The 25,769-nt window shown below is 73.3% G+C and carries 25 protein-coding genes; 9 read left to right on the top strand and 16 right to left on the bottom strand.

The window, feature by feature from the left end; translation table 11 throughout:
- Nucleotides 1-86 precede the first annotated feature (86 nt).
- Nucleotides 87-1,112 (top strand): DUF8017 domain-containing protein, encoded by a 1,026-nt coding sequence (locus tag P3H78_RS13425; protein WP_276109156.1) that lies wholly within the window; start codon nucleotides 87-89, stop codon nucleotides 1,110-1,112.
- Nucleotides 1,113-1,567: 455 nt separating this feature from the next.
- Nucleotides 1,568-2,065 carry a hypothetical protein gene (locus P3H78_RS13435; RefSeq protein ID WP_276109157.1) on the top strand — a complete coding sequence of 166 codons (498 nt, stop codon included), beginning with the start codon at nucleotides 1,568-1,570 and terminating at the stop codon, nucleotides 2,063-2,065.
- Nucleotides 2,066-2,317: 252 nt separating this feature from the next.
- Here the strand turns inward: P3H78_RS13435 and P3H78_RS13440 are convergent, their stop codons facing one another.
- The 3 genes from P3H78_RS13440 to P3H78_RS13450 form a co-directional block, all read right to left on the bottom strand.
- The gene (locus P3H78_RS13440) at nucleotides 2,318-3,163 is read right to left on the bottom strand and encodes a spermidine synthase (protein ID WP_276109158.1); all 846 of its coding nucleotides are present in this window, start codon (nucleotides 3,161-3,163) and stop codon (nucleotides 2,318-2,320) included.
- Between the two features lie 670 nt (nucleotides 3,164-3,833).
- The gene (gene tuf / locus P3H78_RS13445; RefSeq protein ID WP_276109159.1) at nucleotides 3,834-5,003 is read right to left on the bottom strand and encodes an elongation factor Tu; all 1,170 of its coding nucleotides are present in this window, start codon (nucleotides 5,001-5,003) and stop codon (nucleotides 3,834-3,836) included.
- Between the two features lie 322 nt (nucleotides 5,004-5,325).
- Nucleotides 5,326-6,048 (bottom strand): DNA alkylation repair protein, encoded by a 723-nt coding sequence (locus P3H78_RS13450; protein ID WP_276109160.1) that lies wholly within the window; start codon nucleotides 6,046-6,048, stop codon nucleotides 5,326-5,328.
- Between the two features lie 49 nt (nucleotides 6,049-6,097).
- Here P3H78_RS13450 and P3H78_RS13455 point away from each other — a divergent pair, with 49 nt between their 5' ends.
- Both P3H78_RS13455 and P3H78_RS13460 read left to right on the top strand, forming a co-directional pair.
- Nucleotides 6,098-6,940 (top strand): TVP38/TMEM64 family protein, encoded by an 843-nt coding sequence (locus tag P3H78_RS13455; protein WP_276109161.1) that lies wholly within the window; start codon nucleotides 6,098-6,100, stop codon nucleotides 6,938-6,940.
- 226 nt (nucleotides 6,941-7,166) lie between these two features.
- Nucleotides 7,167-7,346, top strand: coding sequence for a hypothetical protein (locus P3H78_RS13460; protein WP_276109162.1), 180 nt, complete (start codon nucleotides 7,167-7,169; stop codon nucleotides 7,344-7,346).
- Between the two features lie 58 nt (nucleotides 7,347-7,404).
- Here P3H78_RS13460 and P3H78_RS13465 read toward each other — a convergent pair whose 3' ends face one another.
- Nucleotides 7,405-8,145, bottom strand: coding sequence for an SDR family NAD(P)-dependent oxidoreductase (locus P3H78_RS13465; protein ID WP_276109163.1), 741 nt, complete (start codon nucleotides 8,143-8,145; stop codon nucleotides 7,405-7,407).
- A 154-nt stretch (nucleotides 8,146-8,299) separates the two neighbouring features.
- Here P3H78_RS13465 and lnt point away from each other — a divergent pair, with 154 nt between their 5' ends.
- A complete protein-coding gene (gene lnt, locus P3H78_RS13470; protein ID WP_276109164.1) occupies nucleotides 8,300-9,880 on the top strand; it encodes an apolipoprotein N-acyltransferase in 1,581 nt (526 codons plus the stop codon).
- Here lnt and P3H78_RS13475 read toward each other — a convergent pair.
- The gene (locus P3H78_RS13475) at nucleotides 9,795-10,709 is read right to left on the bottom strand and encodes a Gfo/Idh/MocA family protein (protein WP_276109165.1); all 915 of its coding nucleotides are present in this window, start codon (nucleotides 10,707-10,709) and stop codon (nucleotides 9,795-9,797) included. The genes lnt and P3H78_RS13475 overlap by 86 nt on opposite strands.
- A 348-nt stretch (nucleotides 10,710-11,057) precedes the next feature.
- Here P3H78_RS13475 and P3H78_RS13480 point away from each other — a divergent pair, with 348 nt between their 5' ends.
- Nucleotides 11,058-11,570, top strand: a complete 513-nt coding sequence (locus P3H78_RS13480; RefSeq protein WP_276109166.1) for a DinB family protein — start codon at nucleotides 11,058-11,060, stop codon at nucleotides 11,568-11,570.
- A 166-nt stretch (nucleotides 11,571-11,736) separates the two neighbouring features.
- Nucleotides 11,737-12,219 carry a hypothetical protein gene (locus P3H78_RS13485; protein WP_276109167.1) on the top strand — a complete coding sequence of 161 codons (483 nt, stop codon included), beginning with the start codon at nucleotides 11,737-11,739 and terminating at the stop codon, nucleotides 12,217-12,219.
- A 185-nt stretch (nucleotides 12,220-12,404) separates the two neighbouring features.
- On the opposite strand, the gene P3H78_RS13490 is transcribed toward P3H78_RS13485, so the two are convergent.
- The 7 genes from P3H78_RS13490 to P3H78_RS13520 form a co-directional block, all read right to left on the bottom strand.
- Nucleotides 12,405-12,926, bottom strand: a complete 522-nt coding sequence (locus tag P3H78_RS13490) for a hypothetical protein (protein ID WP_276109168.1) — start codon at nucleotides 12,924-12,926, stop codon at nucleotides 12,405-12,407.
- Between the two features lie 140 nt (nucleotides 12,927-13,066).
- On the bottom strand, nucleotides 13,067-13,750 hold the full coding sequence (locus P3H78_RS13495; protein WP_276109169.1) for a uracil-DNA glycosylase: 684 nt from the start codon (nucleotides 13,748-13,750) through the stop codon (nucleotides 13,067-13,069).
- Between the two features lie 90 nt (nucleotides 13,751-13,840).
- Nucleotides 13,841-15,418 (bottom strand): ABC transporter substrate-binding protein, encoded by a 1,578-nt coding sequence (locus P3H78_RS13500; protein ID WP_276109170.1) that lies wholly within the window; start codon nucleotides 15,416-15,418, stop codon nucleotides 13,841-13,843.
- Nucleotides 15,419-15,625: 207 nt separating this feature from the next.
- Entirely contained in the window at nucleotides 15,626-16,384 is a 759-nt protein-coding gene (locus P3H78_RS13505) for an SDR family oxidoreductase (protein ID WP_276109171.1), read from the bottom strand.
- Nucleotides 16,385-16,401: 17 nt separating this feature from the next.
- Complete coding sequence (gene fabG / locus P3H78_RS13510; RefSeq protein WP_276109172.1) at nucleotides 16,402-17,163, bottom strand: 3-oxoacyl-ACP reductase FabG; 762 nt, start codon at nucleotides 17,161-17,163, stop codon at nucleotides 16,402-16,404.
- A gap of 161 nt (nucleotides 17,164-17,324) precedes the next feature.
- Nucleotides 17,325-17,759, bottom strand: coding sequence for a DUF3037 domain-containing protein (locus P3H78_RS13515; RefSeq protein WP_276109173.1), 435 nt, complete (start codon nucleotides 17,757-17,759; stop codon nucleotides 17,325-17,327).
- Nucleotides 17,756-18,529 (bottom strand): HipA family kinase, encoded by a 774-nt coding sequence (locus P3H78_RS13520; protein ID WP_276109174.1) that lies wholly within the window; start codon nucleotides 18,527-18,529, stop codon nucleotides 17,756-17,758. The genes P3H78_RS13515 and P3H78_RS13520 overlap by 4 nt, the downstream gene beginning before the upstream one ends.
- A gap of 271 nt (nucleotides 18,530-18,800) precedes the next feature.
- On the opposite strand from P3H78_RS13520, the gene P3H78_RS13525 reads away from it, so the two are divergent.
- Both P3H78_RS13525 and P3H78_RS13530 read left to right on the top strand, forming a co-directional pair.
- Nucleotides 18,801-18,980 carry a hypothetical protein gene (locus tag P3H78_RS13525; protein ID WP_276109175.1) on the top strand — a complete coding sequence of 60 codons (180 nt, stop codon included), beginning with the start codon at nucleotides 18,801-18,803 and terminating at the stop codon, nucleotides 18,978-18,980.
- On the top strand, nucleotides 18,977-19,555 hold the full coding sequence (locus P3H78_RS13530; protein ID WP_276109176.1) for a cation transporting ATPase C-terminal domain-containing protein: 579 nt from the start codon (nucleotides 18,977-18,979) through the stop codon (nucleotides 19,553-19,555). The genes P3H78_RS13525 and P3H78_RS13530 overlap by 4 nt, the downstream gene beginning before the upstream one ends.
- A 90-nt stretch (nucleotides 19,556-19,645) precedes the next feature.
- Here the strand turns inward: P3H78_RS13530 and P3H78_RS13535 are convergent, their stop codons facing one another.
- From P3H78_RS13535 to P3H78_RS13550, 4 genes are read right to left on the bottom strand one after another with little or no spacing between them, the layout of a single operon-like run.
- Nucleotides 19,646-21,835 carry an alpha-galactosidase gene (locus P3H78_RS13535; protein ID WP_276109177.1) on the bottom strand — a complete coding sequence of 730 codons (2,190 nt, stop codon included), beginning with the start codon at nucleotides 21,833-21,835 and terminating at the stop codon, nucleotides 19,646-19,648.
- A gap of 60 nt (nucleotides 21,836-21,895) precedes the next feature.
- The gene (locus P3H78_RS13540) at nucleotides 21,896-23,956 is read right to left on the bottom strand and encodes a beta-galactosidase (RefSeq protein ID WP_276109178.1); all 2,061 of its coding nucleotides are present in this window, start codon (nucleotides 23,954-23,956) and stop codon (nucleotides 21,896-21,898) included.
- The gene (locus P3H78_RS13545; protein WP_276109179.1) at nucleotides 23,953-24,849 is read right to left on the bottom strand and encodes a carbohydrate ABC transporter permease; all 897 of its coding nucleotides are present in this window, start codon (nucleotides 24,847-24,849) and stop codon (nucleotides 23,953-23,955) included. Before P3H78_RS13545 ends, P3H78_RS13540 begins: the two co-directional genes overlap by 4 nt.
- Nucleotides 24,846-25,760 carry a carbohydrate ABC transporter permease gene (locus tag P3H78_RS13550; RefSeq protein ID WP_276109180.1) on the bottom strand — a complete coding sequence of 305 codons (915 nt, stop codon included), beginning with the start codon at nucleotides 25,758-25,760 and terminating at the stop codon, nucleotides 24,846-24,848. Before P3H78_RS13550 ends, P3H78_RS13545 begins: the two co-directional genes overlap by 4 nt.
- Between the last annotated feature and the right edge of the window lie 9 nt (nucleotides 25,761-25,769).

The raw sequence follows: 25,769 nt of genomic DNA on the forward strand, positions 1-25,769 counted from the left end.
GGGAGCGACCGCCGTCTCTTTTTGGTACGTCCCTGACAAGCCCCGGTGACCGAATCGTGTCCCTCGCGCGGCTAGGGTTACACCTCATGTGGCCAGGACAGCAGCCGCCCGGGGGCGAGCAGAACCCGCAGAACAACCCGTATCAGCAGCCGGGGTACCAGCAACCGGGGTACCAGCAGCCGAATCCCTACCAGCAGCAGCCCGGCTACCCGCAGGCCAACCCCTACGCCCAGCCGCAGCAGCAGTGGGGACCGCCCGGACCGGCGGGGGGACCGCAGCCGCCGCAGGGCGGGGACGGCGGGAACCGGACGAAGATCGTCGCGATCGTCGCGGCCGCGGCCGTCGTCGTGGCCGCCGCGGTGACCGGTGCCGTGGTACTGGGCGGCGGCAAGGACGACAAGGCGGGGGGCGGTTCCACCACCAAGGCGAGCCCTTCCGCGTCCGTGTCCGCCGGCACGTCGGCGTCCGGTTCGGACGACAACCCGCGCGGCAACGAGACCGAGAAGCCGACGGTGCCCGGCTGGAAGGTCGTGGTGAACCCCAAGTACGGCACCGCCTTCGACGTGCCGCCGGACTGGCAGGTCGACTCCCCCGGCGTCTTCACCTTCTTCGAGGACCAGAAGAAGGGGGACGGCTCGCCGTACATCGGCTTCTCCGCACCGGCCTTCCTGAAGTCCAACTACTGCTCCTCCGACGACGACAAGGACGGCCACGCCGAGACGTCGTCGCTGGCGGCCAGCGGCACCAAGGGCGAGGACGGCGGCAAGGACACCGCCAGCATCGCCCGCATGGACGCCGCGCTCTTCGCGTACGGCGGCTACACCAACCAGACCAAGGCCGAGAAGAAGTACCTGACGGTGGGCTCGGCCAAGCCCTTCACCACCACCTCCGGCGTCAAGGGCAGCGTCGCCACGTCGTACACCAACGGCGTGCCGAAGGTGCACAAGTGCGACACCGACGGCAAGGCGACCACCTTCGCCTTCAAGAACTCCCAGGGGGACTTCGTCTCCTGGACTCTGTACGGGGCGAAGGGCGTCAAGGAGGAGATCCCGGACGCGACGGTCCGCAAGATACTCGGCTCGGTCCGGCTGCACGGGGACCCGACCCACTGACCGTCCGCCGGGACGAAGAGGTCCCCGATCCGATGACCGGCGGGCCGCGGGGCGGCGACGGTCGGCGGGCGACCCTCGCCGCCGCTTTCCGCCCGTCCGGCAGGCCCGCCCGGGCGGGCCGCAACCACACCCTGCCGACGGCCACGGCCGTCATCACCGGCCTCGGCAGGAACGGCGGGCAACGGCCGCGTCCGCGTTCGCGGTGCCGGTCTCCGGCGGCGGCCGCACGGCCGTGGGGCCGGTGGCCGCGGCGCGGACCGTGCCGCTGGTGCTGCTCCTGCTGATCGGCGGCGCGGTCGCGGACCGGCTGCCCCGGCCCCGGGTGCGGCGGTCGGGTCGACGCCTCCGGACGGCGAACCCATGTGGTCGGAGCGCTGGAGGAGGCTCCCGGCCGGTGATAGGACCGGGTGACTCCGGTCGTGGCGCGATGACTTGTCGGTGCTGAGGAGGCGGGCGTGTTCGATGAGGCCGGTGAGGACGAGCTCCTGCTCGCCGCGATGATGCAACTCGGCGCGAGGGGCGGCTCGATAGGAGCTGCCGCCGGAGGGGCGGCGACCGGAACTCACGGATTGGGCAGAGCCGGGGCGAGGGGCGGCGCTCGTGGAGCCGCGCGCGGCTTCACATGGACGAAGAAGGACGTCAGTACCACTGTCGTCGAGCTTTCCGGGACGGTGACGGCAGTCTCCCGGCTGGTCCACGCGGCCATGGCCGGTGCGGGGGATCTGGTGGGCGCGGAGGCCCGAGACGACGGGAGCATCGCCGTACGGGCGATGGTCGGCGTAGGGATGGGGGGCCTGAACCCCACCGTGGTGACCGCTGTGGTCGCCGCAGGACCGGAAGACGTCGCGGTGGTGGAGCTCCGCGCCGCAGGTCGCGAAGGGCTCATCAAACGGCACCCTGCCGACCATGCTCTGGCGAAGATCACCGGTCGGCTCACGGCTGCCTCGCAGTGACGGCGGCCGCGCGGACCCGGCCCAGGGGGCGCCGCCCACCCCGCCACCTGTGCCGGGCCCTCCACGCGGCGTCGTGCGGTTGGGCCGGCCCGATGGTGGTCGTCCGCCACCGCCCGAGAGCGGCAACGACCCAGGCGGTCGTCGTGGTCACCGCGGCGGTGCTGTGCGCCCCGGGTGTGCGCAACCTGACGCGGCGCGGCGGGACGGGACGGGGGCAGCAGGGGCCGGCGGGCGGCGGCACGGCGGCGGGGGTCAGCCGATGCCGAAGGCTCCGTCGGGCGGCTCGGGTGAGGGCACGGCGGTCTCGTCCCGCACCGGTTCCGCGCCGGCGGTGAACGCGCGCAGCGCGGCGCCGTGCGTCACGCGCGCCGGGAAGGCGTCCGAGGCGGCGCGCCGGGCCAGGGCCGCCAGGTCGAGGGGCCGGTGCGCGGCGACGAGCACCGCGTTGCCGAACCGGCGGCCGCGCAGCACGCCGGGCTCCGCGATCACCGCGGTCTCCTCGAACAGCGCCGCGAACGTGGCGATCTGGGAGCGCAGGAAGGCGAAGGGCGCGGCGTCCGCCAGGTTGGCGAGATAGACGCCGTCCGGGCGCAGCACGCGCTCCGCGGCGCGGGCGTAGCCGAGCGAGGTGAGGTGGGCCGGGATCCGGGAGCCGCCGAAGACGTCGGCGACCAGGGCGTCCGCCGAGTCCGCGGGGGCCGCCTCCAGCCAGGTGCGCGCGTCGGCCGCGTGCACCGCGATCCCGGCGCCGTCCGCCAACGGCAGGTGCTCGGCGACCAGTTCCAGCAGGCCCCGGTCGGCCTCGACGACGTCCTGCCGGGAGCCGGGGCGGGTCTCGGCGACGTAGCGCGGCAGGGTGAGCGCTCCTCCGCCGAGGTGCAGCACGTCCAGCGGGCGCCCCGGTTCGGCGGCCGTGTCCAGGACGTGCCCGAGCCGGCGGGCGTACTCGAACTCGAGGTGGGCGGGCGCGTCCAGGTCGACGTAGGACTGCGGCGCCCCGTCCACCGTCAGCAGCCAGGCCCGCGGCCGGTCCACGTCGGGCATCAGCTTCGCGGTCCCGTGATCGACGGAACGCGACACGGGTATCGACTCGGTCACTCCCCCATTGTGCCGGTCCGCCCGATCCCACCCCGTCCCGCCGGTCCGGGCCCCGCGCACCTCGGCCCACCGGTCATGGCCCGGTGGTCGCGGCCCGGCGGCCACGCGCGCCGGCCCCGTACGACGCCGGGTGGACGGAGTCCGCCCGCCCCGTCCTGCCGAGCGGCCCGCCCGCCGTCGGCCCTGTCTCGCGGGGCCGGGCCGCGTCCGCCATCCACCGGGAACGGGGCGGACGCGGCGACCCGCCTGAGCGGTGGTCCGCCGGGGCCGGGCCGCACGGCCGGTGGACCGCTGGTGCCCGTGCGGCGACGGAACCCGTGCACCGCCCGCGCCCGCGGACCGTCGACGCCCGTCCTGGGCGCCCCGGCACCGCGGGTCCGCCCACGTCGCCGCCCGTGGTCCCGGCCACGGGGGCGGGCCCGCGGCATGACCGGGCCTCATCGCCCGCCGGGACACGCCCCCCGCGCCGTCTGCGGTCCCGGGGACGGGGCGGGGGGCGTGGCGCCGCCACGCCGCACGGCCCGCCGGGGCGCACGACCTGGGGCGCACGCCCGCCCGGGACGCACGGCCTGGGGCGCGCGTCCCGGGGCCTGGGCACCGGGGCACGCGCCCCCGCGGTTCGGATGTCCGGCGTCCGCCGTGCCGGGCTCCTCCGGCGTGGAGCCGCCGGCTACTCGACCGTCGTCACCGTGCCCGCGCCCACCGTGCGGCCGCCCTCGCGGATCGCGAAGCCGAGGCCCGGCTCCAGAGGTGTCTCGCGGCCGAGTTCCACCGTCATGGTCACGGTGTCCCCGGGCCGGGCGACGCCCTGCTCGCCGAGGTCGACGTCGCCGACCACGTCCGCGGTGCGGAGGTAGAACTGCGGCCGGTAGCCCGTGGCCAGGGGGGTGGTCCGGCCGCCCTCCCGCGCCGACAGGACGTACACCTGCGCGGTGAAGCGCCGCCGGGGCGCCACGCTGCCGGGCGCGGCGACGACGTGGCCGCGGCGGACCGCGCCGCGCGGGACGCCGCGGAGCAGCAGGGCCACGTTGTCCCCGGCCTGCGCCTCCTCCATGGGCCTGCCGAAGGTCTCCACCCCCGTGACCACGGTCTCGGTGTCCGCGCCGAGCACCTCGACCCGGTCGCCGACGCGGACGGTGCCGCGCTCGACCGCGCCGGTGACCACGGTGCCCCGGCCGGTGATGGTGAGCACGTTCTCCACCGGGAGCAGGAACGGCGCGTCGAGATACCGCTCAGGCACGGGCACGTAGGTGTCCACCGCGTCGAGCAGCGCCTCGACCGACGCCGTCCACCGCGGGTCGCCCTCCAGGGCGCGGAGACCGGAGACCCGGACCACGGGGACGGAGCGGCCGCCGTAGCCGTGCGAGGACAGCAGGTCGCGGACCTCCAGTTCGACGAGGTCGTTCAGCTCCTCGTCGCCCGCGTCGGCCTTGTTGAGGGCGACGACGATGTGGTCCACGCCGACCTGGCGGGCGAGCAGGACGTGCTCGGCCGTCTGCGGCATGATCCCGTCGAGCGCGGAGACCACCAGGATCGCCCCGTCGAGCTGCGCGGCCCCGGTGACCATGTTCTTGACGTAGTCGGCGTGGCCGGGCATGTCGACGTGCGCGTAGTGGCGGGTGTCGGTCTCGTACTCGACGTGCGCGATGTTGATGGTGATGCCGCGCGCGGCCTCCTCCGGGGCACGGTCGATGCGGTCGAAGGGCACGTAGGTGCCGCCGCCGCGCTCGGCGAGGACCTTGGTGATGGCGGCGGTCAGGGTGGTCTTGCCGTGGTCCACGTGGCCCATCGTGCCGATGTTCAGGTGCGGTTTGGTGCGGATGTACGCCGTCTTGGGCATGGCTGTACCTCGAGGTGTCGTCGAGCGGTGCCGGATGAGGCCCCGGCGGGGCGGGGTTCGCGCGGCCGGGACGGGGACCCCCAGGACGTCCCGACCCTCCCCCTGCGGGGTCCGCCGGACGATCCGGGGAGGGTCAGCTTCGGGCGCCGTCGACGCTTGCGACGAGGATCCTGACGGCAGCCTTCGGTGCATCCGCGGCGGCGGATGCGGCGAGGTGGAAGGCGTACCGGAACATGGGCCGATCATGTCGGACGCGGCACCGCGCGTCGAACGGTTTTCCCCGGTGGGCGCGTTCGGTCCGCGCGTGCTGCACGGCCGTGCGTCAGGCCCCGACGTTCTTCAGCGCCTCCCGCACGGACAGCGGCGCGAACCGGCCGCGCTCCCGGGCCAGGAAGGCCCGTACGGCCTCCGCGTCGGTCTTGGCGTACTCGCGCAGGCACCAGCCGATCGCCTTGCGGACGAAGAAGTCGGGGTGCCCGGACTGTCGCAGGCAGTAGGTGAACAGCCGCTCGGTGTCGGTGCGTTCCTTGGAGCGGAGCTGGTGCAGCAGGGCCGCGCGGGCGATCCACAGGTCGGCGTCGGCGCTCCACTCGTCCATGTCCGCGGCGAGGTGCGGGTCGGCCGCGACGAGGGCGCCGACCACGTGTGCCGCGAGCGGGTCCACCGTGTCCCACCAGGAGACGGTGGTGATCAGGTGCCGGGCCACGGGGAGGAACCCGGACGAGCAGCGGCCGGCGTGGCGGCGCAGGTAGTCGACGGCGAAGTAGTGGTACTCGCGCTCGGGCCGCTGCCAGCAGCGCAGGGCGACGGCCGTGCAGTCGGCCTCCTGCGGGCGGGGCGTGCCCGCGAGCACCTCCCGGGACAGGGCGCGGCGCACCGGTGTGGTCAGCCCGAGGAAGGGGGCGACGCCCTTCATGTACGCCGCCATGGACCGGGCCCGTTCCGGGTCGGCCGCGCCGCCGTAGGCCTCGGTCAGCCGCTCCAGCACCGCGTCGGCGAGGGCGCTGCGGGGCGCCGCCGGGGAGCCGTGGCCTGTGACGCTCATGGGACGAACCATACGGCGATCACACCCGCCCGTCGGTTAGTGTCGCCGGATGCCCGACGCCACCACCAGCCCCGGGGGCACCGCCACGGTCGCTCCCCCGCCCGATGCCGAGGAACCCCCGGTCACCGTGGCCGCGGAGCCCCGCGTGACCGTCGCCGCGGAGCGCCCGCTCGCCGTCGCCGCGTCACCGGATCCGCTGCCGCCCGCGGCTGCCGTGCTCCCGCGCGCCCGGGGCGTGCGCGTGCTGCTGTCCCCATGGGCGCGCCTGGCGCTGCTGGTCGTGCTGCTCGCGGCGGCCGGGACGTCCGTGCTGTTCTTCGAGCCGCAGCAACTCCTGGAGCGCGGCTGGCCGCCGCGGCTCGGGGGCGCGGCCGCGGCGGCGGTGTTCGCGGCCGCCTACGGCCTGTGCACCGTGGCGTTCGTGCCGCGTCCGCTGCTGAACCTGGCGGCGGGCGCGCTGTTCGGCTCGTGGCTGGGCCTGACGGCGGCGCTGGCCGGCACGGTGTTCGGCGCCGGGCTGGCGTTCGGACTCGGGCGCCTGCTCGGTCAGGACGCGTTGCGGCGGCTCCTGCGCGGACGGTGGATGACGGCGGCGGACGGCCAGCTCAGCCGGCACGGCTTCCGGTCCATGATGGCGGCGCGGCTGTTCCCGGGGGTGCCCTTCTGGGCCGCGAACTACTGCGCGGCCGTCTCCCGCATGGGCTGGCGTGCCTTCCTGCTGGCGACCGCGCTCGGGTCGGTGCCCAACACGGCGGCCTACGCGGTGGCCGGTGCGCGCGCGTCGGCGCCCACCTCTCCGGCCTTCGTGATCGCGATGGTGTCGATCGCGGTTCCGGCGGTGGCCGGGACCGCAATCGCCTGGCGCAGGCGCCACCGTCTGGCCCGCCCCTGACCGCTGCACCGTCCCGGCGGACGTGCCGGTCGCCGTACTGCCGCCGGGGAGAGCACAGTTGAGGGGCGTCGGAGGGGAGCGGCCGCGCCGGTGGGCCGGTCGGCGCCGCGACCCGGGCGCGATCCGTCCGCTCGGGGGTGCGCACGGCCGGTATGTGGCCGACTCGATACGGTTCCCGTAGCCGTCCGGTAGCGCAGTGTCAGTGCTTGCCCCTAGGCTTGTGGCCATGTTCCCCGAATCCGTGGCCCGTGGTTCCGTGCGGTCCGCCGCCGAGCTGAACGAGCAGATCCGGGCCCTGTGGCTGCGCTCGGGCGGTTCTCTGACAGCTCAGGAGCGTGCGGAGTACGAGCTGTTGGTGGTCGAGTGGGCCGCCGCGATCCGGGGCGGGATCATCGAGGCGGCCTGACGGTTTCCGGCCACCGGCGATGCGGCCGCCGAGCCGCTCCCGACCCGCCCCTGCGGGCTCACCGCCCGCCGGACACCCGCAGCACCGCACCCGCCGCGTAGGAGGCGTCCGGCGACATCAGCCAGGCGACCGCGGCGGCGATCTCCTCGGCCCGGCCGGGGCGGCGCAGCGGGATGGCCGCCGCGGCGCGTGCGGCCCGCTCGGGATCGCCCGCCGCCGCGTGGATCTCGGTGTCGATCACGCCGGGTGCGACCGCGTTGACGCGGATGCCGTCCGGTCCGAGTTCCCTGGCGAGGCCCAGGGTCAGGGCGTCCACCCCGGCCTTGGCCGCCGCGTAGTGGACGTACTCCCCGGGGCTGCCGAGTGTGGCCGCGGCGGACGACACGTTGACGATCACACCGCTGCCCCGGGGGGCCATGAGCTGGGCGGCGCGGCGCGAACAGAGCAGCGTGCCCAGGAGGTTGACGTCCAGCACCTGCCGCAGGTCCGCGGTGGCGGTGTCCGCGAGGCGGCCCAGCGGGCCGGTCACCCCCGCGTTGTTGACCAGCCCGGTGACGGGACCCAGCCGCTCCTCGGCGAGGGCGAAGAGGCGGTCGACGTCCTCCTCCACCGAGGTGTCCGCGCGCAGGGCGAGGCTGCGCGCCCCGGCGCCGAGCACCTCGTCCGCCACCGCCTCGGCGGCCCCGGCGTCCCGGAGGTAGCCCACGACCACGTCGTGGCCGTCGGCCGCGAGCCGGCGGCAGACGGCGGCCCCGATGCCCCGGCTGCCCCCGGTGACGACCGTGACGAGACGCTTCATGACGACCTCCGCTGTACCGACCCGGCGCTTGCTCTGTGATCACCCTAGGCGGGATCGGCAGCGCGGCAGCCGCGGCGGGCGGTGGACGAGGCCCTCTGTCCTAGATCGCCCGCAGCGCGCACACTGGAACCACCACGCGGGAGGAGGACGCCGTATGAGGACGTCGTTCGGCAGGTGGCTGGTCTCCCCCTGGCGGCGCTCGCTCACGGCCGCGCTCGCGGGGACGCTGCCCGTCTTCGCCTTCCCGGCGCCGTCCCTGTGGTGGTTCGCGTACGTCGCCCTGGTGCCCTGGATGCTGCTCGTCCGCTCGGCTCCGACCGGGCGGCGGGCCGCAGCCGACGGCTGGGCGGGCGGCCTGGGCTTCATGCTGGCCGTGCACCACTGGCTGCTGCCCGAGCTGCACGTCTTCACCGTCCTCATAGCGGGCCTGCTGGGGGTGCTGTGGGCGCCCTGGGGCGCACTCGTGCGCCGATTCCTCGCCGGTTCGCCATCCGCGGGACGGGGCGCCGCCGCCCTCGTCGTCGTGCCGTCGGGCTGGCTGGCGATCGAGCTCGTGCGGTCCTGGCAGGGGCTGGGCGGGCCGTGGGGCATGCTCGGCGCGAGCCAGTGGCAGGTGGCCCCGGCGCTGCGGCTGGCGTCCGTCGGCGGGGTGTGGCTGCTCAGCTTCCTGGTGGTGGCGCTGAACGTGGCGGTCACCCTGCTGGTGTCGGTGCGCGCCGCCCGGGTCCCGGCGGTGGCCGGCCTGGTGGCCACCGCCGCGGTGACCTCCGGCGCGTGGGTCTGGGCGCCGCGCCCGCAGACCGACGGACAGGTGCGCATCGCGGTGGTGCAGCCCGGCCTCATAGGGGGCACGGACAGCGGACTGCGGCGCTTCGACCGCGAGGAGCAGCTGACCCGTGCTCTGGCCGGGCGCCGTGTCGACCTGATCGTGTGGGGCGAGAGCAGCGTCGGCTTCGACCTGGGCCAGCGGCCGGACCTGGCGCGGCGGATCGCGGCACTGTCCCGGGAGACCGGCTCGGACGTCCTGGTCAACGTCGACGCCCGGCGCTCCGACCGGCCCGGTATCTACAAGAGCTCGGTGCTGGTCGGCCCGGACGGCCCGACCGGCGAGCGCTACGACAAGATGCGGCTGGTCCCCTTCGGCGAGTACATCCCGGCGCGCTCGCTGCTGGGCTGGGCGACCTCGGTGGGCAAGGCGGCGGCCGAGGACCGCAGGCGGGGCACGGAGCAGGTGGTGATGGACGTCGGCCACGGCCTGCGGATCGGCCCCCTGGTCTGCTTCGAGACGGCCTTCCCGGACATGAGCCGGAATCTGGCGCGGGACGGCGCCGGGGTGCTGCTCGCGCAGTCCTCGACCTCCACGTTCCAGCACAGCTGGGCCCCGGAGCAGCACGCCTCGCTCGCCGCGCTGCGGGCGGCCGAGACCGGGCGTTCGATGGTGCACGCCACGCTCACCGGCGTCTCCGCGGTCTACGGTCCGGACGGGCAGCGGATCGGCCCGTGGCTGGGCACCGGGGCCAGTACGGCCCGGGTGTACGACGTGCCGACGGCCCGCGGGACGACTCCGTTCGTCCGGTTCGGGGACTGGCCGGTGTTCGCCGCCCTGTTCGTGCTCGCCGCCACGGGCGCGGTGGAGGGCGCGCGGTCGCTCAGGCCGCGCCGGGCGGCTCGGGAAGAAGCGTTCGTACGACCCGCTCGCACAGTTCGTGCGTCTCCAGCGCGTCCCGGGCGCTGAGCACTCGTCCGGCGCTCACCGCGTCGAGGAAGGACAGCACGGCCTGCTCGATGCCCCGCTGCCGGGCGACCGGCACCCAGTCGCCGCGCCGGCGCACGGTCGGCTGCCCCTTGTGGTCGACGGTCTCCGCGAGGTTGACCACCTGGCGCTTGCTGTCCTGCCCGGAGATCTCGAGGACCTCCTCCGCGGAGCCGCTGAGCCGGTTCATCACGCCGAGCGCCGTGAACCCGTCCCCGGCGAGCTGCAGCACGACGTGGTGCAGCAGACCGTCGCGCAGGCGGCCGCGCACGGTCACGTCGTCGACCGGACCGGGCACCAGGAACCGCAGGGTGTCCACGACGTGGATGAAGTCGTCGAGGATCATCGTCCGCGGGTCCTCGGGCAGGCCGACGCGGTTCTTCTGCAGGATGATCAGGTCGCGCGGGTGCTCGGCGCACTGTACGTACCCGGGGGCGTGGCGCCGGTTGAAGCCGACGGCGAGGCCGACGCCGCGCTCCTCGGCGAGCGCCACCAGCCGCGCCGACTGCTCCAGCCGGTAGGCGAGCGGCTTGTCGACGTACGTCGGTACGCCGGCCTCGAGCAGCCGGGTCACGATCTCCGGGTGGGCGGCGGTGGGGGCGTGCACGAAGGCCGCGTCGAGGCCCTCGGCGAGCAGACCGTCCAGGGTCGGGTGGCGGCGGCCGGCCGGCAGGTGGAGCGCGTCGGCGGTGCGGTCGAGGGTCGCGGGGGTGCGGGTGTGCAGGTGGAGGTCGATCCCGGGCCGGGTGCCGAGCACCGGCAGGTACGCCTTCTGCGCGATGTCGCCGAGTCCGATGCAGCCGACCTTCACGAGCGCTCCCTCACTGAATGCCTGTGCCCGCCTGCACGGCAGCATACGGCGGCTGCGGCGGCCGCCGGCCGGCGGCGGGGTCGAAGCCGCGCTGCAGGAGCCCCGGCACCGGCGCGGACGGGGTGGCGAGGGCGGTGTCGCGGAGGGGCGGCTGGTTCGCGCACGCGGTCCAGCCGGGCGGCACGCACGGACCGGTGGGTGACGTCGGCCGTCCGGAGCCGGGACCTGCCACGCCCACGTGCCGGATCAGCCCGAAGTACGCGCCGGGACCGCGGAGTTGCTGCACGGGATGGTCGGCGACGGGAAATCCGTGGCCCGCGGACGCCGGATGGGGCAGCATCACCCGGCATGAGCACCGAACGCAGTGAACCCGCGCTGAGAGCCGACGAACGCACCATGCTGGAGGGCTGGCTGGACTACCACCGGCAGACGCTCGCGTGGAAGTGCGAGGGCCTGACCGACGCGCAGCTGCGCACCGCGGCCGTGCCGCCCTCGAAACTCTCCCTGATGGGTCTGGTGCGGCACATGGCGGAGGTCGAACGGGCCTGGTTCCGCAAGGTTCTGGCCGGCGAGGACCCCGGCCCGCTGTACTACGGGGAGGACGACCCGGACGGCGACTTCCACGTCACCGGGGACGACACCTGGGAGGGGGCCCGCACGACCTGGCAGGCCGAGATCGCCGCCGCCCGGCGCCACGCGGCGGGCTTCGCCCTCGACGACGTCTCGCACGGGACGAGCCGGTTCTCCGAGGAACCGTTCAGCCTGCGCTGGATCTACACCCACATGATCGAGGAGTACGCGCGCCACAACGGCCACGCCGACCTGATCCGGGAGTGCCTCGACGGCACCACGGGGGACTGACGGGACCGGGGGGCGCACGGGGTGGAGCCGGCGGAGCGGGAGCGTCGCCCCGCCGTCAGCCGCGAGGCCCGGACCCCCTCCGTAGGGGGTGGGAGATCACCCGTGCGGGTCAAGCGGCGCACGGTCCGCGTTCCCCCCGTGCCCCGGAACCAGCAGAGTGGCGCGGGTGCATCGAACGACGACCACCTCAACGCTTCTGATCACCGTGGCCGTCTCGGCCCTCTCCGGCTGTGTCACGGTCCGGCAGCAGCCACCCGCCCCCGGCATCCGGGCGGCCGCGTCCGGACCGTCGGCTCCGCGGCCGGACGGTACCGCCGAACCACGTGCCGTCCAGGCGCCCGCGCGGGAGGCCCTGGAACGGGTCGGCCCGCAGCACCCGGCGCAGCCGACCGCGCGCACCCCCGCCGCGGCCACCGGGACACCGGAGCGGCCCGCCCACCGGGCCGGGCCGGACCACCCCGACGCGCCACCGGCACCCCGGCACCACCACACCCCGCTCCCGCCGCACTTCCGGCTGCCCGGCTCGCTCCACGCGGGTCCGGGCCCGGCACACCCGAACGCCGACCTGTGCGCCCTCGGCCACCGGTACGGCGGCTGGAAGGCGGACAGCCCGGAGTCCCGGATCTGCCGCCAGGCCTACGGCCACTGAGCCGTGGACGCCCCTCGCCGGCCCCGGCCGCCCCGGGCCGGGCACCGCTCCCGATCGCGCACCGCTTCCCGCCGCCCGGCGGGACGGCGGGGGAGCAGTGCCCGCCCGGACAGTGGCACAGCGGGGCAGCGGGACGGCCGGACAGCCGGGCGGCCCGACCGCGGAACCACCCGACCACGGAACGGTCAGGGCCGCTGGCGCGGAGGACGCCACGGCCCGCCCGCCGGACCGTGGTCCTCCTCCAGGCGCAGCTCCAGCCGCCGGATCGCCGCGCGCACGCCGTCGCCGTACGGGTCGTCACCGAGCGCCCCGGCGGCGGCGCGCGCCAGCCGCAGGTGGCCGTGGGCCGCTTCGGCCCGGCCGAGCTTCGCGTAGTCGGCGGCCAGGTTGAGGTGGAGGGACGGGTAGAGCGCGCGGGCCGCGGGGGCGCCCGCGTGCCCGGCGGCCAGGTCGCCGGCCAGTTCCTCGGCCGCGGCGAGCGCCCGCAGGTCCCAGGCCAGTTCGTCCGCCGGGTCGTCCTGGGTGTCCGCGAGGTAGTGGGCGAGGGTGCAGCGGTGCAGCGGGTCGCCGTCCTCGCCGAGTTCCGCCCACAGGACGAGGAAGCGGGCCCTGGCCTCCTCGCGGTCGCCGGCGTGGTGCAGCAGGACGCTCTGACCGATCCGCGTCCCCACGGCGTCCGGCGCCGTCCGTTCCTGTCGCTCCGCCACCCGCGCCTCCAGCCCTGTCCCGGACCCGACGCCCCCGACGCTAGCCGCCCGGGGCCGCGATACGGCTCAGGCGGCCCCGGAAGAATCGGGTCCGCTCCCCCGGCTGAGCCGGGACCTGCCCCCGGGGGGCGGGTCCCGGCTCAGCCCAGGTTCGGGATCTGCCAGTCGATCGGCTCGTGGCCCTGCCGGGCGACCGCCTCGTTGATCTGCGTGAAGGGGCGGGATCCGAAGAACTTCTTCGCCGAGAGCGGGGAGGGGTGCGCCCCCTTGACCACCACGTGCCGCGACTCGTCGATCAGGGGGAGCTTCTTCTGCGCGTAGTTGCCCCACAGGACGAAGACCACCGGGTCGGGGCGGTCGGCCACGGCCCGGATGACCGCGTCGGTGAACTTCTCCCAGCCCCGGCCCTTGTGCGAGTTGGCCTCGCCGCCGCGGACGGTGAGCACCGCGTTGAGCAGCAGCACGCCCTGCCGGGCCCAGGGCATCAGATAGCCGTTGTCCGGGACGTCCGTGCCCAGTTCCTCGTGCATCTCCTTGTAGATGTTGCGCAGCGAGGGCGGGATCTTCACACCGGGACGGACGGAGAAGCACAGGCCGTGGCCCTGCCCCTCGCCGTGGTACGGGTCCTGGCCGAGGATCAGGACCTTCACCCCGTCGTACGGCGTGGCGTCCAGCGCCGCGAAGACCTCCTCGCGGGGCGGGTGGACGGGACCCTTCGCCCGCTCCTCCTCGACGAACCCGGTCAGCTCCTTGAAATAGGGCTGCTGCAGCTCGTCGCCCAGAACGCCGCGCCAGGACTCGGGCAGCATGGCGGTGTCGGTCACGTCAACGTCCTCACGATGTGCGGTCACTTGCAGTCCTCCGAAACTACAGGCGACCACTGACAACCGTCCCGACCGGGAGGAACCCGCCGCCTACCAGCTGGTCTTCCGGGACAGCTCCCACATCATCATGATCGTCGACGGGTCGAGCGCCCGCTCCCCGCCGGAGATGTCGTCGCTGGCGGCCACGTACTGCTTGCCCTGCCACAGCGGCAGCAGCCGGGCGTCGTCCACCAGGATCTGCTGGGCCTGCTGGAACTGCTTCACCACGTCGGCGCGGTTGCTCTCCCGGCGGGACTCCGGAAGCAGCCGCTTGGTGATCTCGGGGGCCGGGTAGGGCGTGCCGAGTGCGTTCTGCTGGCCCACGAAGGGCGCGATGAAGTTGTCCGCGTCGGGGAAGTCGGGGAACCAGCCGCGCCCGAAGACCGGGTACTCGCCCTTCTGGTAGCCCACGACGTACGTCTTCCAGGGACGGCTCCTGAGAGTGACGGAGAACAGCCCGGAGCCGTCGAGCTGGGCCTTGAGCTCCTGGAACTCCTTGGCCGTCTCGGAACCGTAGCGGTCCGTCGTGTACCAGAGGGTGAGCGGCACCTTCCGGGTGATGCCCGCGGCGGTGAGTATCTTGCGCGCCTTGGGGACGCTGGGGTCGCCGAAGTCGTCGAAGAAGCCGGTGGTGTGGCCGGTCAGACCCCTGGGGACCATCGAGTACAGCGGGTCGACGGTGTCCTTGTAGACCTTGTGCGCGATGGCGGGGCGGTCCACGACCTGGGCGACGGCCTTGCGCACGGCGGGCTTGTTCGCCCACGGGTCCTTCGGGTTGAAGACCAGGTAGCTGATGTCCGTGCCGGCGCCCTCGACGAGCTGGAGGTCCTTGGAGTCGTTGCCCTGGAGGGCGAGGATGTCGTCGGCGGCCAGACCGCGGTAGGTGACGTCGATCTGCTTGTCCCGCAGCGCCTTGACCATCGCGGCCGAGTCCTGGAAGTAACGGATCGTCACCGCATCGTTTCTGCGGTCGGCGAAGCCCTGGTAGCCGGCGTTCTTCACCAGCTCCGCCTGCCGGCCCTCCGTGTAGGACTTCAGGGTGTAGGGGCCGGAACCGAAGACCTTGCCGTCCTTGCGCAGGGCGCGGGCGGGGTACTCCTTGGGGTCGACGATCGACAGGGCCGGCGTGGCCAGCACGAACGGGAAGGTGGCGTCGGGCTTGTTCAGGTGGAAGACGACCTGCGTGTCACCGACCGCGTCCACCCGGTCCAGGCTGCCGAGCAGTCCGGCGGGCCCGCTCGCGGCGTTGATGGTCCGTATGCGGTCCACGGAGTACTTCACCGCGCGCGCGTCGAGCGGTTCCCCGTCGGAGAACTTCGCGCCGGACCGCAGGAAGCACCGGTAGGTGGTGTTGGCGCTGTCGGTGAAGCCGCAGCTCCGGGCGGCGTCCGGCTGGGGCGTGGTCGCTCCGTTCGGATACGCCAGCAGCGTCTGGTAGATGTTCCGGAACAGCTCCCACGAGCCGTCCCAGGAAGCAGCCGGGTCCAGCGTGCTGGGGGCGCTGGTCGTGCCGACGACGATCGGCCCCTTGTCGGCGGAGTTTCCGTCGGAAAAGACGCTGCATCCGGCCACCAGGGACATGGACGCCATCGCCACCGCCGGCCGCAGCCATCGGTTCCGGTTGAACACGCGCACGCTCCTCGATCCGCCCTACCAAGGACGGCAGACCATACCGCAGCACCCCGCCCGGTGGCCCGGGTCCGGCGAGGTCTTGATCGGCGCGTGATTGACTACGTTGTCATCCCTGTCCCGCACGGGTCGTGGACGGACACGGATGCCGCTTCCGTCAAGAGGGACGAGGAAATCGTCGCGGGAACGGAAGCGGCACCCAGGGGGTCAGCCGACCCCGGCGTTGAGGAAGAGACCGCCGTCGACGGTGAGCGTCTGGCCGGTCACCCAGTCCGACTGCTCCGAGGTGAGGAAGGCGGCGGCGCCGCCGATGTCGGACGGCACACCGAGCCGGCCCAGCGGGTAGGCGGCGGCCGCCTCCGCCTCGCGGCCCTCGTACAGGGCCTGGGCGAACTTCGTCTTCACCACGGCCGGGGCGATCGCGTTGACCCGTACCTTCGGCGCGAACTCGTGCGCCAGCTGCTGGGTCAGGTTGATCATCGCGGCCTTGCTGACGCCGTACGCGCCGATGAACGGCGAGGGCGCGAGGCCGGCGATCGAGGCGATGTTGACGATCGTGCCGCCGTTGTCCTTCTGCCAGGCGTGCCAGGTGCGCTGGGCGAAGCCGAGCGCGGAGACGACGTTGGTCTCGAAGACCTTGCGCGCCACGTTCAGGTCGAGGTCGGCGATCGGCCCGAACACCGGGTTGGTCCCGGCGTTGTTGACCAGGTGGTCGACGCGGCCGAAGGCCTCCATCACCCGCTCGACGGCCTCGGCCTGGTGGGCCTCGTCGTGCGCCTTGCCGGCGACGCCGATGACCCGGTCGGAGCCGAGCCGCTCGACGGCCTCCTTCAGCGCCTCCTCGTTGCGGCCGGTGATGCACACCCGGTCGCCGCGCGCCACCAGCGCCTCGGCGATGCCGTAGCCGATGCCCCGGCTGGCGCCGGTGACGAGCGCGACCCTGCCGGAGAGTTCCACGGAAGTCATGTGTCCTTCTCCCGGCTTCAGTTGAGCGGTCCGCCGGCGACGTACAGCACCTGGCCGGAGACGAAGCCGGCCGCGTCGCCGGTGAAGAAGGCGACCGCGTTGGCGATGTCCTCCGGCTCACCGACCCGGTGCACCGGGATCTGGGTGGCGGCGGCGGCCTTGAAGTCCTCGAAGCCCATGCCGACGCGGTCGGCGGTGGCCTTGGTCATCTCGGTGGCGATGAAGCCGGGCGCCACGGAGTTGGCCGTGATGCCGAACTTGCCGAGCTCCTTGGCGAGGGTCTTGGTGAAGCCCTGGAGACCGGCCTTGGCGGCGGAGTAGTTGACCTGGCCGCGATTGCCGAGCGCGGAGGACGAGGAGAGGTTGACGATGCGGCCGAAACCGGCGTCGACCATGTGCTTCTGGCAGGCGCGGGACATCAGGAAGGAGCCGCGCAGGTGCACGTTCATGACGGTGTCCCAGTCGGAGACGCTCATCTTGAACAGCAGGTTGTCGCGGAGCACGCCCGCGTTGTTGACCAGGATCGTCGGCGCGCCGAGCTCCTCGGCGATGCGCGCGACGGCCGCCTCGACCTGCGCCTCGTCCGAGACGTCGGCGCCGACGGCGATGGCCCGCCCGCCGGCCGCGGTGATCTTCTCCACGGTGTCCTTGCAGGCGGCCTCGTCGAGGTCGATCACGGCGACCGCGCGCCCCTCGGCGGCCAGTCGTACGGCGGTCGCGGCGCCGATGCCGCGCGCGGCACCGGTGACGACGGCCACCCGCTGCTCAGTGGTGGACATTGCTGGTTCTCCTCGCCCTTGGAAAGCCTGGAACACCTTCGGAACGTCTGCGGCTCCCACGGTACGCCCTTCGAGTGAGCGACCGCTTAGTACCTTCAGCAGACGTGACGCTAGAAGCCCTGGCACCCGGTGTCAACGGCGCACCGGGTGCATGTGATCCATTACCTCACCAGGAGGTCCAGCAACCGCTCCGTCTCGGCCGCCGGATCCCGGGTGAGACCGGTGTGCACGGGGCCGGGCTGGACGATCGTGGAGCGGGGCGCGATCAGCCAGCGGAAGCGCCGCCCGGCGTCGTCGCCGGCCGCCTGCCCCGCGGCGGGGCCGCCCTCGCACACGCCCTCGACCGCGCGCAGCGCGGCCCGGACGCCTTCGACGTCGGCGTCCGGATCCAGCGCGAGCAGCCGCGCCTCGTCCAGATGCGTCCGGGCGCCGACGTAGGCCGTGGCCCGGCAGTAGACGAGCACGCCCGCGTTGATGCACTCGCCGCGCTCGACCCGGGGCACGACGCGCAGCAGCGCGTACTCGAAGACCTGGCGCTCGCTCGTGCCGCCGCGGATGATGTGGCGGTCGCCGGCCCGCCCGTGCCGCCCGTTCACTTCGCCTCCCGGTGGCCCTGGATGCCGTGGACGCGCTCGTGGATGACGGCGGCCCGCGCCAGCAGCGGCCGCGCGTAGGCCCGCCGCAGGTCGTCCGGGTGCTCGAAGCCGGGCTCGCCCGTCAGCCAGGCGTCCGGGATCTCGGCGGTCACCTCGGCCAGCAGTTCCTCCGTCACCAGCGGCGCGAGCCGCGCGGCGGCGGCCCCGACATCCGGCTCGAAGGGCGCGAGCACATGGTCGGAGGCGTCGTAGGGGCGGGCGGCGGAGTCCTCGGCGCCGGGCCAGTTGTGGTGCCAGATCATGGTGGCGCCGTGGTCGATGAGCCACAGCGCGCCCCGCCAGCGCAGCAGGTTGGGATTGCGCCAGGAGCGGTCCACGTTGTTGACCAGCGCGTCGAACCAGACGATCCGCCCGGCCTCCTCCGCGTCCACCGGGAACGCGAGGGGGTCGTAGCCGAGGGCTCCGGAGAGGAAGTCCATCCCGAGGTTCACCCCGCCGCTGGCCCTCAGCAGCTCCTGCACCTGCTCGTCGGGCTCGCCCAGGCCCAGTACCGGGTCGACGTCCACGGCCGCCAGCCGCGGCACCCGCAAGCCCAGCCGCCGTGCCAGCTCCCCGCAGACCACCTCGGCGACCAGCGTCTTGCGCCCCTGCCCGGCACCGGTGAACTTCAGGACGTAGGTCCCGAGGTCGTCCCCCTCGACGAGCCCCGGCAACGACCCGCCCTCACGCAGGGGCGTGATGTAGCGGGTTGCGACCACCGTTCTCAACATTTTCCCAGGCCCCACAGGTCGATCACCTTGTTTCACGGACAACCTCAGCCGTCCGCATCTGAGGATTCACCCACGATCGGCCCTGGGGACAATCTGGGGAGCTTCGACCGGCAGCCGGCCCTCTCCCACCCCATCGGCTCGGCGACGGCGTTGCGTCCCTTGCTTCCGGACTCCCGCTTCCGGCCTCCGGCGTGGAGTGAGCATAGTAACCGAGCGTGACAGTCGCCCGAGCCTCAGCATCACGGTCACCACGGACTCCCCGCCCTCCGGCATGACCGAGCCATCACCGATCTCCGGTGGGTACCGGTACGTCGAACTCGACTGCGGGCACATGACCGTCTTCGAGCGCACCCCCGAAGTGGATTGCCTCGTCAAGGACTTCACCGACGGCTTCCCCTGCGTCGTGCGTCCGATCCATACCGGGTACGAGCCGCCGCCCATGCCGCTGTGACAGGCGATCAGGTTGAGGTCGAGGGCCGCAGGATCTTCGAGGAGCGGCTGCGGAAGTCCTCACGCTGGGACATCGCCTTCGTCCGCCGCTTCATGATCTCCTTCGGGCCGCTCAGCTCGGTGTTCGACTTCGTCACCTTCGGCGTGATGCTCTGGGTCTTCCACTCCGGTCCGGCCCAGTTCCGCTCCGGCTGGTTCGTCGAGTCACTGGCCACCCAGACCCTGCTGATCTTCGCCATCCGCACCCGGCGCATCCCGTTCCTCCGCAGCCACCCCAGCCTGCCGCTGACCCTTGCCCCGCTCGGCGTCGTCACGGTCGGCGCGGTGCTGCCGGCCACCCCGCTCGCCCGCACCCTGGGGTTCCAGCCTCTTCCCGGAGCGTTCTTCGCCACGCTGATCGGCATGATCATCGGCTACCTGGCCCTCGTCGAAACCGGCAAACGGCTCTTCTACGGGACTGCCGTCGCGGCACCTCCGGTTCCCGGACGCTACGCCGGACGTCGTCACCAGCGGCGCCGGGCCGGCCGCTTCAGCACCACGGCGGTCCGCCCCACGCCGGTCGACGGCCCGCCGTGACGCGGACGCCGCCCGCGCGGTGGGCGGTATACGCGAACCGGGAAGCAGGAACTCCGAGCGGGGCGCAGCAGCCGCACGTGCACCCGCTGTTCACCACGGGCTCATGCTGCGGGAGCCCTCGGATTCCGGTCGCCCCGTCCGGTGCAGTACGACCAGGGCGCTCGCACAGTCGCCGTCCGGAAGGGCCGGCACCGGCAGGCCGTAGCCGGCCAATGTGGCCCCGGACCATTCGGCGCCGGTGTCCTCGTCCCGGTACCGGGCAGCGGGGTCCAGACCGCGCAGCCGCAGCGGAGGGTGGGCAGGGCCGAAGGAGGTGCTGGATCGCCAGACGAGCACCGCGGTACGGCGGGCCTCGGCGTCGGTGTACTGGACGGCCGCCAGCAGCCCCTCGCCGGGAGCGAGCAGGCGGTCCAGGCGGCCGTGCTGCACCAGCGGACGGATGTCCTTGTACCGCTGGACCAGCCGGGCGGCCTCCTCGATCTCCGGCCCGGTCCACCGCGTCAGGTCTCCCCCGATGCCCAGGACTCCCGCCATGGCCGAGTGGAAACGGAAGGCGAGCGGGACCGACCGGCCCGTCAGCGGGTTGGGGCTGTCGGTCACCCAGGCGGACATGACTCCCGCCGGGTACACCTGGCTGAAGCCGTGCTGGATGGTCAGGCGGTCCACCGCGTCGGTGTTGTCCGAGGTCCACACCTGGTCGGTACGGCCGAGGATGCCCAGGTCGATCCGCCCCCCGCCGCCCGCGCACCCCTCGATGCGCAGCGCGGGGAAGGCGGCTCGCAACCGGTCGAGCAGCCGGTGGACCCCCCGGGCGTGCTCGACGTGCACCTGACGGGCGGGCCGGCCGCCGTGGCCGCCCGCTTCCGTGAACGAGCGGTTGAAGTCCCACTTGAGGAAGTCCACGCCGTTGTCACCGACCAGCGCGTGCAGCCATCCGTACGCCCACTCGGTCACCTCCGGCCGGGAGAAGTCCAGGACCAGCTGGTGGCGCAGCTCGGTGGCGGTGCGGTCGGGCAGGTGCAGCACCCAGTCGGGGTGGGCGCGGAACAGGTCGCTGTCGGCGTTGACCATCTCCGGCTCCACCCATATGCCGAACGACATGCCCAGCCGGTGCACCTCGTCGGACAGGGGTCGCAGTCCGCGCGCGAACCGCCGCCGGTGCGGGATCCAGTCGCCGAGTCCCGCACGGTCGTCGTCCCGGGCGCCGAACCAGCCGTCGTCGACCACGAACAGTTCCACGCCCAGGGACGCGGCGCGGCGGGCCAGCGCGCGCTGGTTGTCCTCGCCGACCTCGAAGGAGGTGGCCTCCCAGGAGTTGTAGAGCACCGGTCGGAGCTCGTCCGGGTGCGGCAGGACGTGCCGGCGTACGTAGGCGTGGAAGGCGCGGCTGACGTCGCCGAAGCCGCCGGTGCCGTACACCGCCACGCTGATCGGGGTGACGTACCGCTGACCGGGTGCCAGGGGGATCTCGACACCCTCGTGTCCCTCCGAGGCGACGACACCGGCACGCCGGGCCGCGGTGCGTTGGACCGTCAGGCGCCAACTGCCGCTGGTGGCGAGCGCCGTGGCCCATGTCTCGCCCTGTTCCTCGTCGGCGTGCCCGGCGTCGAGCACGACCCACGGGTTGGCGTGGTGGCCGGTGTGGCCTCGCCGGCTGGTCAGTGTGGTCTCCCCGACCGTCAGTGCCGTCCGCTCCAGACGGTTCTCGGCGGACCATCCGCCGTGGACGGAGGACAGCCGCCAGCCGGGCCGCTGGGGCAGCGGCCAGTGGGCGGAGGAACACCGCGTCAGGTGCAGCGGCTCCGCGTCCGGTCCGGCGGTGTGCGTGAGTTCCGTCCAGCGTTCGAGTACGTCCCCGCCGGACGGCACCCGGTAGTGCAGCTCCCAGGCGAGAGGCCGGGACCGGTCCCGCAGGGCGATCACCAGGTGGTTGCCGCCGTTGATCCGAATGTCCTCGACGCGGGGTTCGACGGGGCTGCTGCCGTCGGCGAACCGGACCTCCAGGGCCGGGACGCCGAACCGGGCGCCGCCGTCGACGGGGTACTCCTCCACCCCGTCGCGACGCCCCTCGAAACTGTCGTCGTGGCCGGTCCACACCGGCAGCTCCGCCGCGTCGGCGGCCGGGACGGGAGCCCCCCAGTGGACATGGCGCACGGCGCCCTCCGTACGGTCCACGCGCAGGACGTAGCAGGAGGCGGCGGTGCGCAGCATCACGGTGCTGCTGGCTTCGTCGAACTGCACGCTTCCGGGCGGCGGCGGTGAGGACGCGGTGGCGGACATGAGGACACTCCTCGGTGGCGGGTGGGAGCGCGGCGGGCGCGGTGGACGCCGGCGCGCGGTTCAGGAACGCGGCCCGGCCGACGTCTCGAGGACTACGGCCACGCCTCCCGCGGGGATCTCCGTGAAGGAGCCGCCAGCTGTGGCGTCGAGGAGGCCGGTCCCCTCGACCAGGACCTTGGCGGGAACCTCGCCGTGGTTGACGAGGAAGAGGTAGGAGCCGTCCGGGCCGGAACGGCGGACCGCCTCGACCCCGTCCGGCACGTCGGCGACGGGCCGCAGTCCGGCCTCCTCGCCGAGTCGCAGGACGAGTTCCCGCAGCGTCGCGCCCGAGGCGCGGGTGGCCACGTACCAGCTCGTGCCCGCGCCGTAGGCATGCCGGGTGAGCGCGGGGCCGCCCGGGGCCGGGCCGCCGTCGGGGCCGTTGGCGAAGCGCAGCACCGGTGTGCAGCCGCGCGGCTCGACGCGTTCGGCCCACTGCCCGGCCGTCGAGCCGTCGCTGAGGGACACGGTGTCACCGGGGCGCAGCGGCAGGTATTCGTCGACCCGGAGTCCGAGCACCTCGCGCAGCGCGCCGGGGTAGCCGCCCAGGCGGATCCGGTCGCCGGCGTCGACGACGCCGCTGAAGCAGCCGACGGCGAGGTGCCCACCGTCGCGCACGTACCGGGTGAGGGCGTCCGCGTGCTCGTCGGACAGCAGGTAGAGGTTGGGTGCGACGACGGCCTTGTAGGACGTGAGGTCGGCGCCGGGCGCGACCACGTCGCAGGTGATGTTCAGCCGCCACAGGGCCTCGTACCAGTCGCGGACCGTGTCGAGGTAGCGCATGGGTCCGGAGGGGCGGGCCTCCATTTCCAGTGCCCACCAGTTGTGCCAGTCGAAGAGCAGCGCCACGTCCGCCGCGACCCGTGTCCCCGTCACCTCGCCGAGGGCGGCCAGGTCCGCGCCGAGGCCGCGCACCTCCTTCCAGATCCGGGTGTCCGTGCCGCCGTGCGGAAGCATCGCGGAGTGCCATTTCTCGGCGCCCGCCCGGGACTGCCGCCACTGGAAGAACAGGACGCCGTCGGCGCCGCGGGCGAGGTGCGTCAGGCTGTTGCGGCGCATCTGCCCGGGTTGCTTGGCGACGTTGACGGGTTGCCAGTTGACGGCGGAGGTGGAGTGTTCCATGAGCAGCCAGGGGCGTCCGGCGGCCATGCCCCGCGCGAGGTCGGCGTTGAGCGCCAGGTCGATGTGGCCGTCCGGGTCGGCCGCGGGCAGGTAGTGGTCCAAGGAGACGAGATCGCACTCCGCGGCGAAGGAGTGGGCGTCGACCTTCTTCTCCAGCGTGCCCAGGTGGTTGGTGGTCAGGGGGATGCCGGGCGCGAGGCGGCGCAGCAGCGCGGCTTCCGCGCGGTGCCGGGCCAGCAGCGCGTCCGAGGAGAAGCGGCGGAAGTCCAGGTCCTGCCCCGGGTTGCGGAAGGCGGTGGTGTCCCGGGGCGGCTCGATCTCGTCCCAGTCGCCGTACCGCTGGCCCCAGAAGTCGGTGCCCCACACCTCGTTGAGGGTGTCGAGGGTCGTGTAGCGCTCCCCCAGCCAGGTGCGGAACGCGGCGGCGCTGACGTCGCAGTAGCACAGGGCATTGTGGTTGCCGAACTCGTTGTGGACGTGCCACAGGACGAGGGCGGGATGGTCCGCGTACCGCTCGGCCAGCGCGGTGACCAGGGCGTCGGCCGCCTCGGCGTAGGCGGGGTGACTCGGACAGAAGACCTGCCGGCTGCCGTGGGCGAGCCGGGTGCCGGAGGCGGTGACCGGCCGGGCGTCCGGGTGCAGATGCGTGAACCACGGGGGCGGGGCCGCGGTCGCGGTGGCGAGGTCCACGGCGATGCCGTGGGCGTGCAGCAGGTCGAGCACCTCGTCCAGCAGGCCGAAGTCGTAGGTGCCGGGTCGCGGCTGGATGCGCGACCAGGCGAAGACCCCGACGGTGACGAGGTTGACGCCCGCTTCCCGCATGAGCCGGACGTCCTCCTGCCACACGTGCCTCGGCCACTGTTCGGGGTTGTAGTCCCCGCCGTAGGCGATGGAGCCCAGCTTGTGGCTGAGCGCGGTCAGGGGGTGCACGGGCGGGGGGTGGGCCGGGGTGTGGGTCACGACTTCACCGCCCCTGCGGCGAGCCCGGCGCGCCAGTGGCGCTGCAGGAGCAGGAAGGTGAGCACGATGGGCACGACCGAGATCAGGGCTCCCACGATGGTCAGGGTCTGCAGCTGGGGCAGCCGGCTGGTCTGCGACTGCCAGGTGAACAGTCCGAGGGTGACGGGGTAGAGGTCGTCGTCCTGGAGCATGACCAGGGGCAAGAGGAAGTTGTTCCAGATGACGACGAACTGGAACAGGAAGACGGTCACCAGGGCCGGGGACATCATGCGCAGGGCGATGGTGCGGAAGATGCGCAGTTCCCCGGCTCCGTCCATGCGGGCCGCCTCGATCACCTCGTCCGGCACCGTGGCCGTGGCGAAGATCCGGGACAGGTAGACGCCGAAGGGGCTGACGATGCTGGGCAGGAACACCGACCAGAAGGTGTTGGTCGCGTTCACCTGGGCGAACAGCAGGAACAACGGCAGGGCGAGGGCGGACGCGGGCACCAGGACACCACCCAGGACGACGGAGAACACCGCCTCGCGTCCCCTGAACTCGTAGGTGGCCAGGGCGTATCCGGCCGCGGCCGCCAGAGCGGTGGCGACCGCCGCGCCCGCTCCGGCGTAGAGCAGGCTGTTGAGCAGCCAGCGGGCGAAGACGCCGTCCTGCTGGGCGAACAGTGCGGCGAGGTTGTCGCCGAGGTGCCAGTGGGCGGGCAGCAGTCCGGGGGTGGAGACCAGGTCGCCCTGGCTCTTGGTGGAGGAGACGAGCAGCCAGTAGACGGGCAGCAGCATGTAGCAGGCGGCCACGACCATGAAGGCCACCGCGGCCACGACGGAGAGCCGCCCGGGAGCGCCTCGGCCCCACTTGGTGGCGGCGTGGGCTCCCTCGACACGGGTGAGGACGCTCATCCCTGCCTCCTGGAGGTCAGGCGCAGAAACGCGAACGACAGCAGGAAGGTCACGGCGGCGAGCAGCACCGACAGTGCCGCCGCCTCGCTGTAGTTGTCGCCCGACGCCAGCGAGTAGGCCGCCAGGTTGGGCGTGTAGGTGCTGGTCACACTGGTGGAGATGGTCCGGAAGACCTGGGGTTCGGTGAACAGCTGGAAGGTGCCGATGAGGGAGAACACGCCCGTGAGCACGAGCGCCGGCCGGATCAGCGGGATCTTGATCCGGGTGGCGGTCGTCCAGCCGCCCGCTCCGTCGACGCGGGCCGCCTCGCCGATGTCGGCCGGGAGTGCCTGCAGGGCGGAGTAGAGGATGAGCATGTTGTAGCCGGTGTAGGTCCACGTGACCACGTTGCCGATGGAGAACAGGATGAGGTGCGAGCCGAGCAGGTCGACCTGCGTGCCGGCGGACTTCAGCAGGTCCACGATCGGTGAGAGCCGGGGGTCGTAGAGGAAGGCCCACATCACGGCCGCGACGACGCCCGGGATGCCGTACGGGACGAAGTACACCAGGCGGAAGAAGCGTTTGAGCCGGGCGACGGTGGAGTCCAGCAGCAGGGCCAGGACCAGCGCGAGCAGCAGCATGACGGGTATCTGCACCAGGGCGAACACGCCGACGCGTACGACGCTGTCGCCGAAGAACGGCTCGTGCACGACGTCGGCGTACTGCTCGAAGCCGGCGAACACCGAGTGGGTGTGCCCGAAGGTGCCGCCCGTGCGCTCGGTCTTGTGCAGGCTCTGCCAGAAGGCGTAGCCGACCGGCACCAGGGTGAACAGGACGAACGGGACGAGGAAGGGCAGGAGGAAGGCGTAGGGGGCGAGGGCCTGGCGCGCGGGTCTGCGGCGCGCCCGGGGCGGGGCGGTTGTCGTGGTCACGGGAGGGCC

The sequence above is a fragment of the Streptomyces tropicalis genome (assembly GCF_029269835.1).
GTDB classification, from domain to species: Bacteria; Actinomycetota; Actinomycetes; order Streptomycetales; family Streptomycetaceae; genus Streptomyces; species Streptomyces tropicalis.

Excerpts from the sequence above, each read along its gene's own strand:
- P3H78_RS13460 (WP_276109162.1), top strand. The coding sequence starts at position 7,167 with ATGTTCCCCGAATCCGTGGCCCGTGGTTCCGTGCGGTCCGCCGCCGAG.
- P3H78_RS13455 (WP_276109161.1), top strand. The coding sequence starts at position 6,098 with ATGCCCGACGCCACCACCAGCCCCGGGGGCACCGCCACGGTCGCTCCC.
- P3H78_RS13520 (WP_276109174.1), bottom strand. The coding sequence starts at position 18,529 with ATGTTGAGAACGGTGGTCGCAACCCGCTACATCACGCCCCTGCGTGAG.
- fabG (WP_276109172.1), bottom strand. The coding sequence starts at position 17,163 with ATGTCCACCACTGAGCAGCGGGTGGCCGTCGTCACCGGTGCCGCGCGC.
- tuf (WP_276109159.1), bottom strand. The coding sequence starts at position 5,003 with ATGCCCAAGACGGCGTACATCCGCACCAAACCGCACCTGAACATCGGC.
- P3H78_RS13535 (WP_276109177.1), bottom strand. The coding sequence starts at position 21,835 with ATGTCCGCCACCGCGTCCTCACCGCCGCCGCCCGGAAGCGTGCAGTTC.
- P3H78_RS13505 (WP_276109171.1), bottom strand. The coding sequence starts at position 16,384 with ATGACTTCCGTGGAACTCTCCGGCAGGGTCGCGCTCGTCACCGGCGCC.
- P3H78_RS13480 (WP_276109166.1), top strand. The coding sequence starts at position 11,058 with ATGAGCACCGAACGCAGTGAACCCGCGCTGAGAGCCGACGAACGCACC.
- P3H78_RS13465 (WP_276109163.1), bottom strand. The coding sequence starts at position 8,145 with ATGAAGCGTCTCGTCACGGTCGTCACCGGGGGCAGCCGGGGCATCGGG.
- P3H78_RS13525 (WP_276109175.1), top strand. The coding sequence starts at position 18,801 with ATGACCGAGCCATCACCGATCTCCGGTGGGTACCGGTACGTCGAACTC.
- P3H78_RS13545 (WP_276109179.1), bottom strand. The coding sequence starts at position 24,849 with ATGAGCGTCCTCACCCGTGTCGAGGGAGCCCACGCCGCCACCAAGTGG.
- P3H78_RS13425 (WP_276109156.1), top strand. The coding sequence starts at position 87 with ATGTGGCCAGGACAGCAGCCGCCCGGGGGCGAGCAGAACCCGCAGAAC.
- lnt (WP_276109164.1), top strand. The coding sequence starts at position 8,300 with ATGAGGACGTCGTTCGGCAGGTGGCTGGTCTCCCCCTGGCGGCGCTCG.
- P3H78_RS13450 (WP_276109160.1), bottom strand. The coding sequence starts at position 6,048 with ATGAGCGTCACAGGCCACGGCTCCCCGGCGGCGCCCCGCAGCGCCCTC.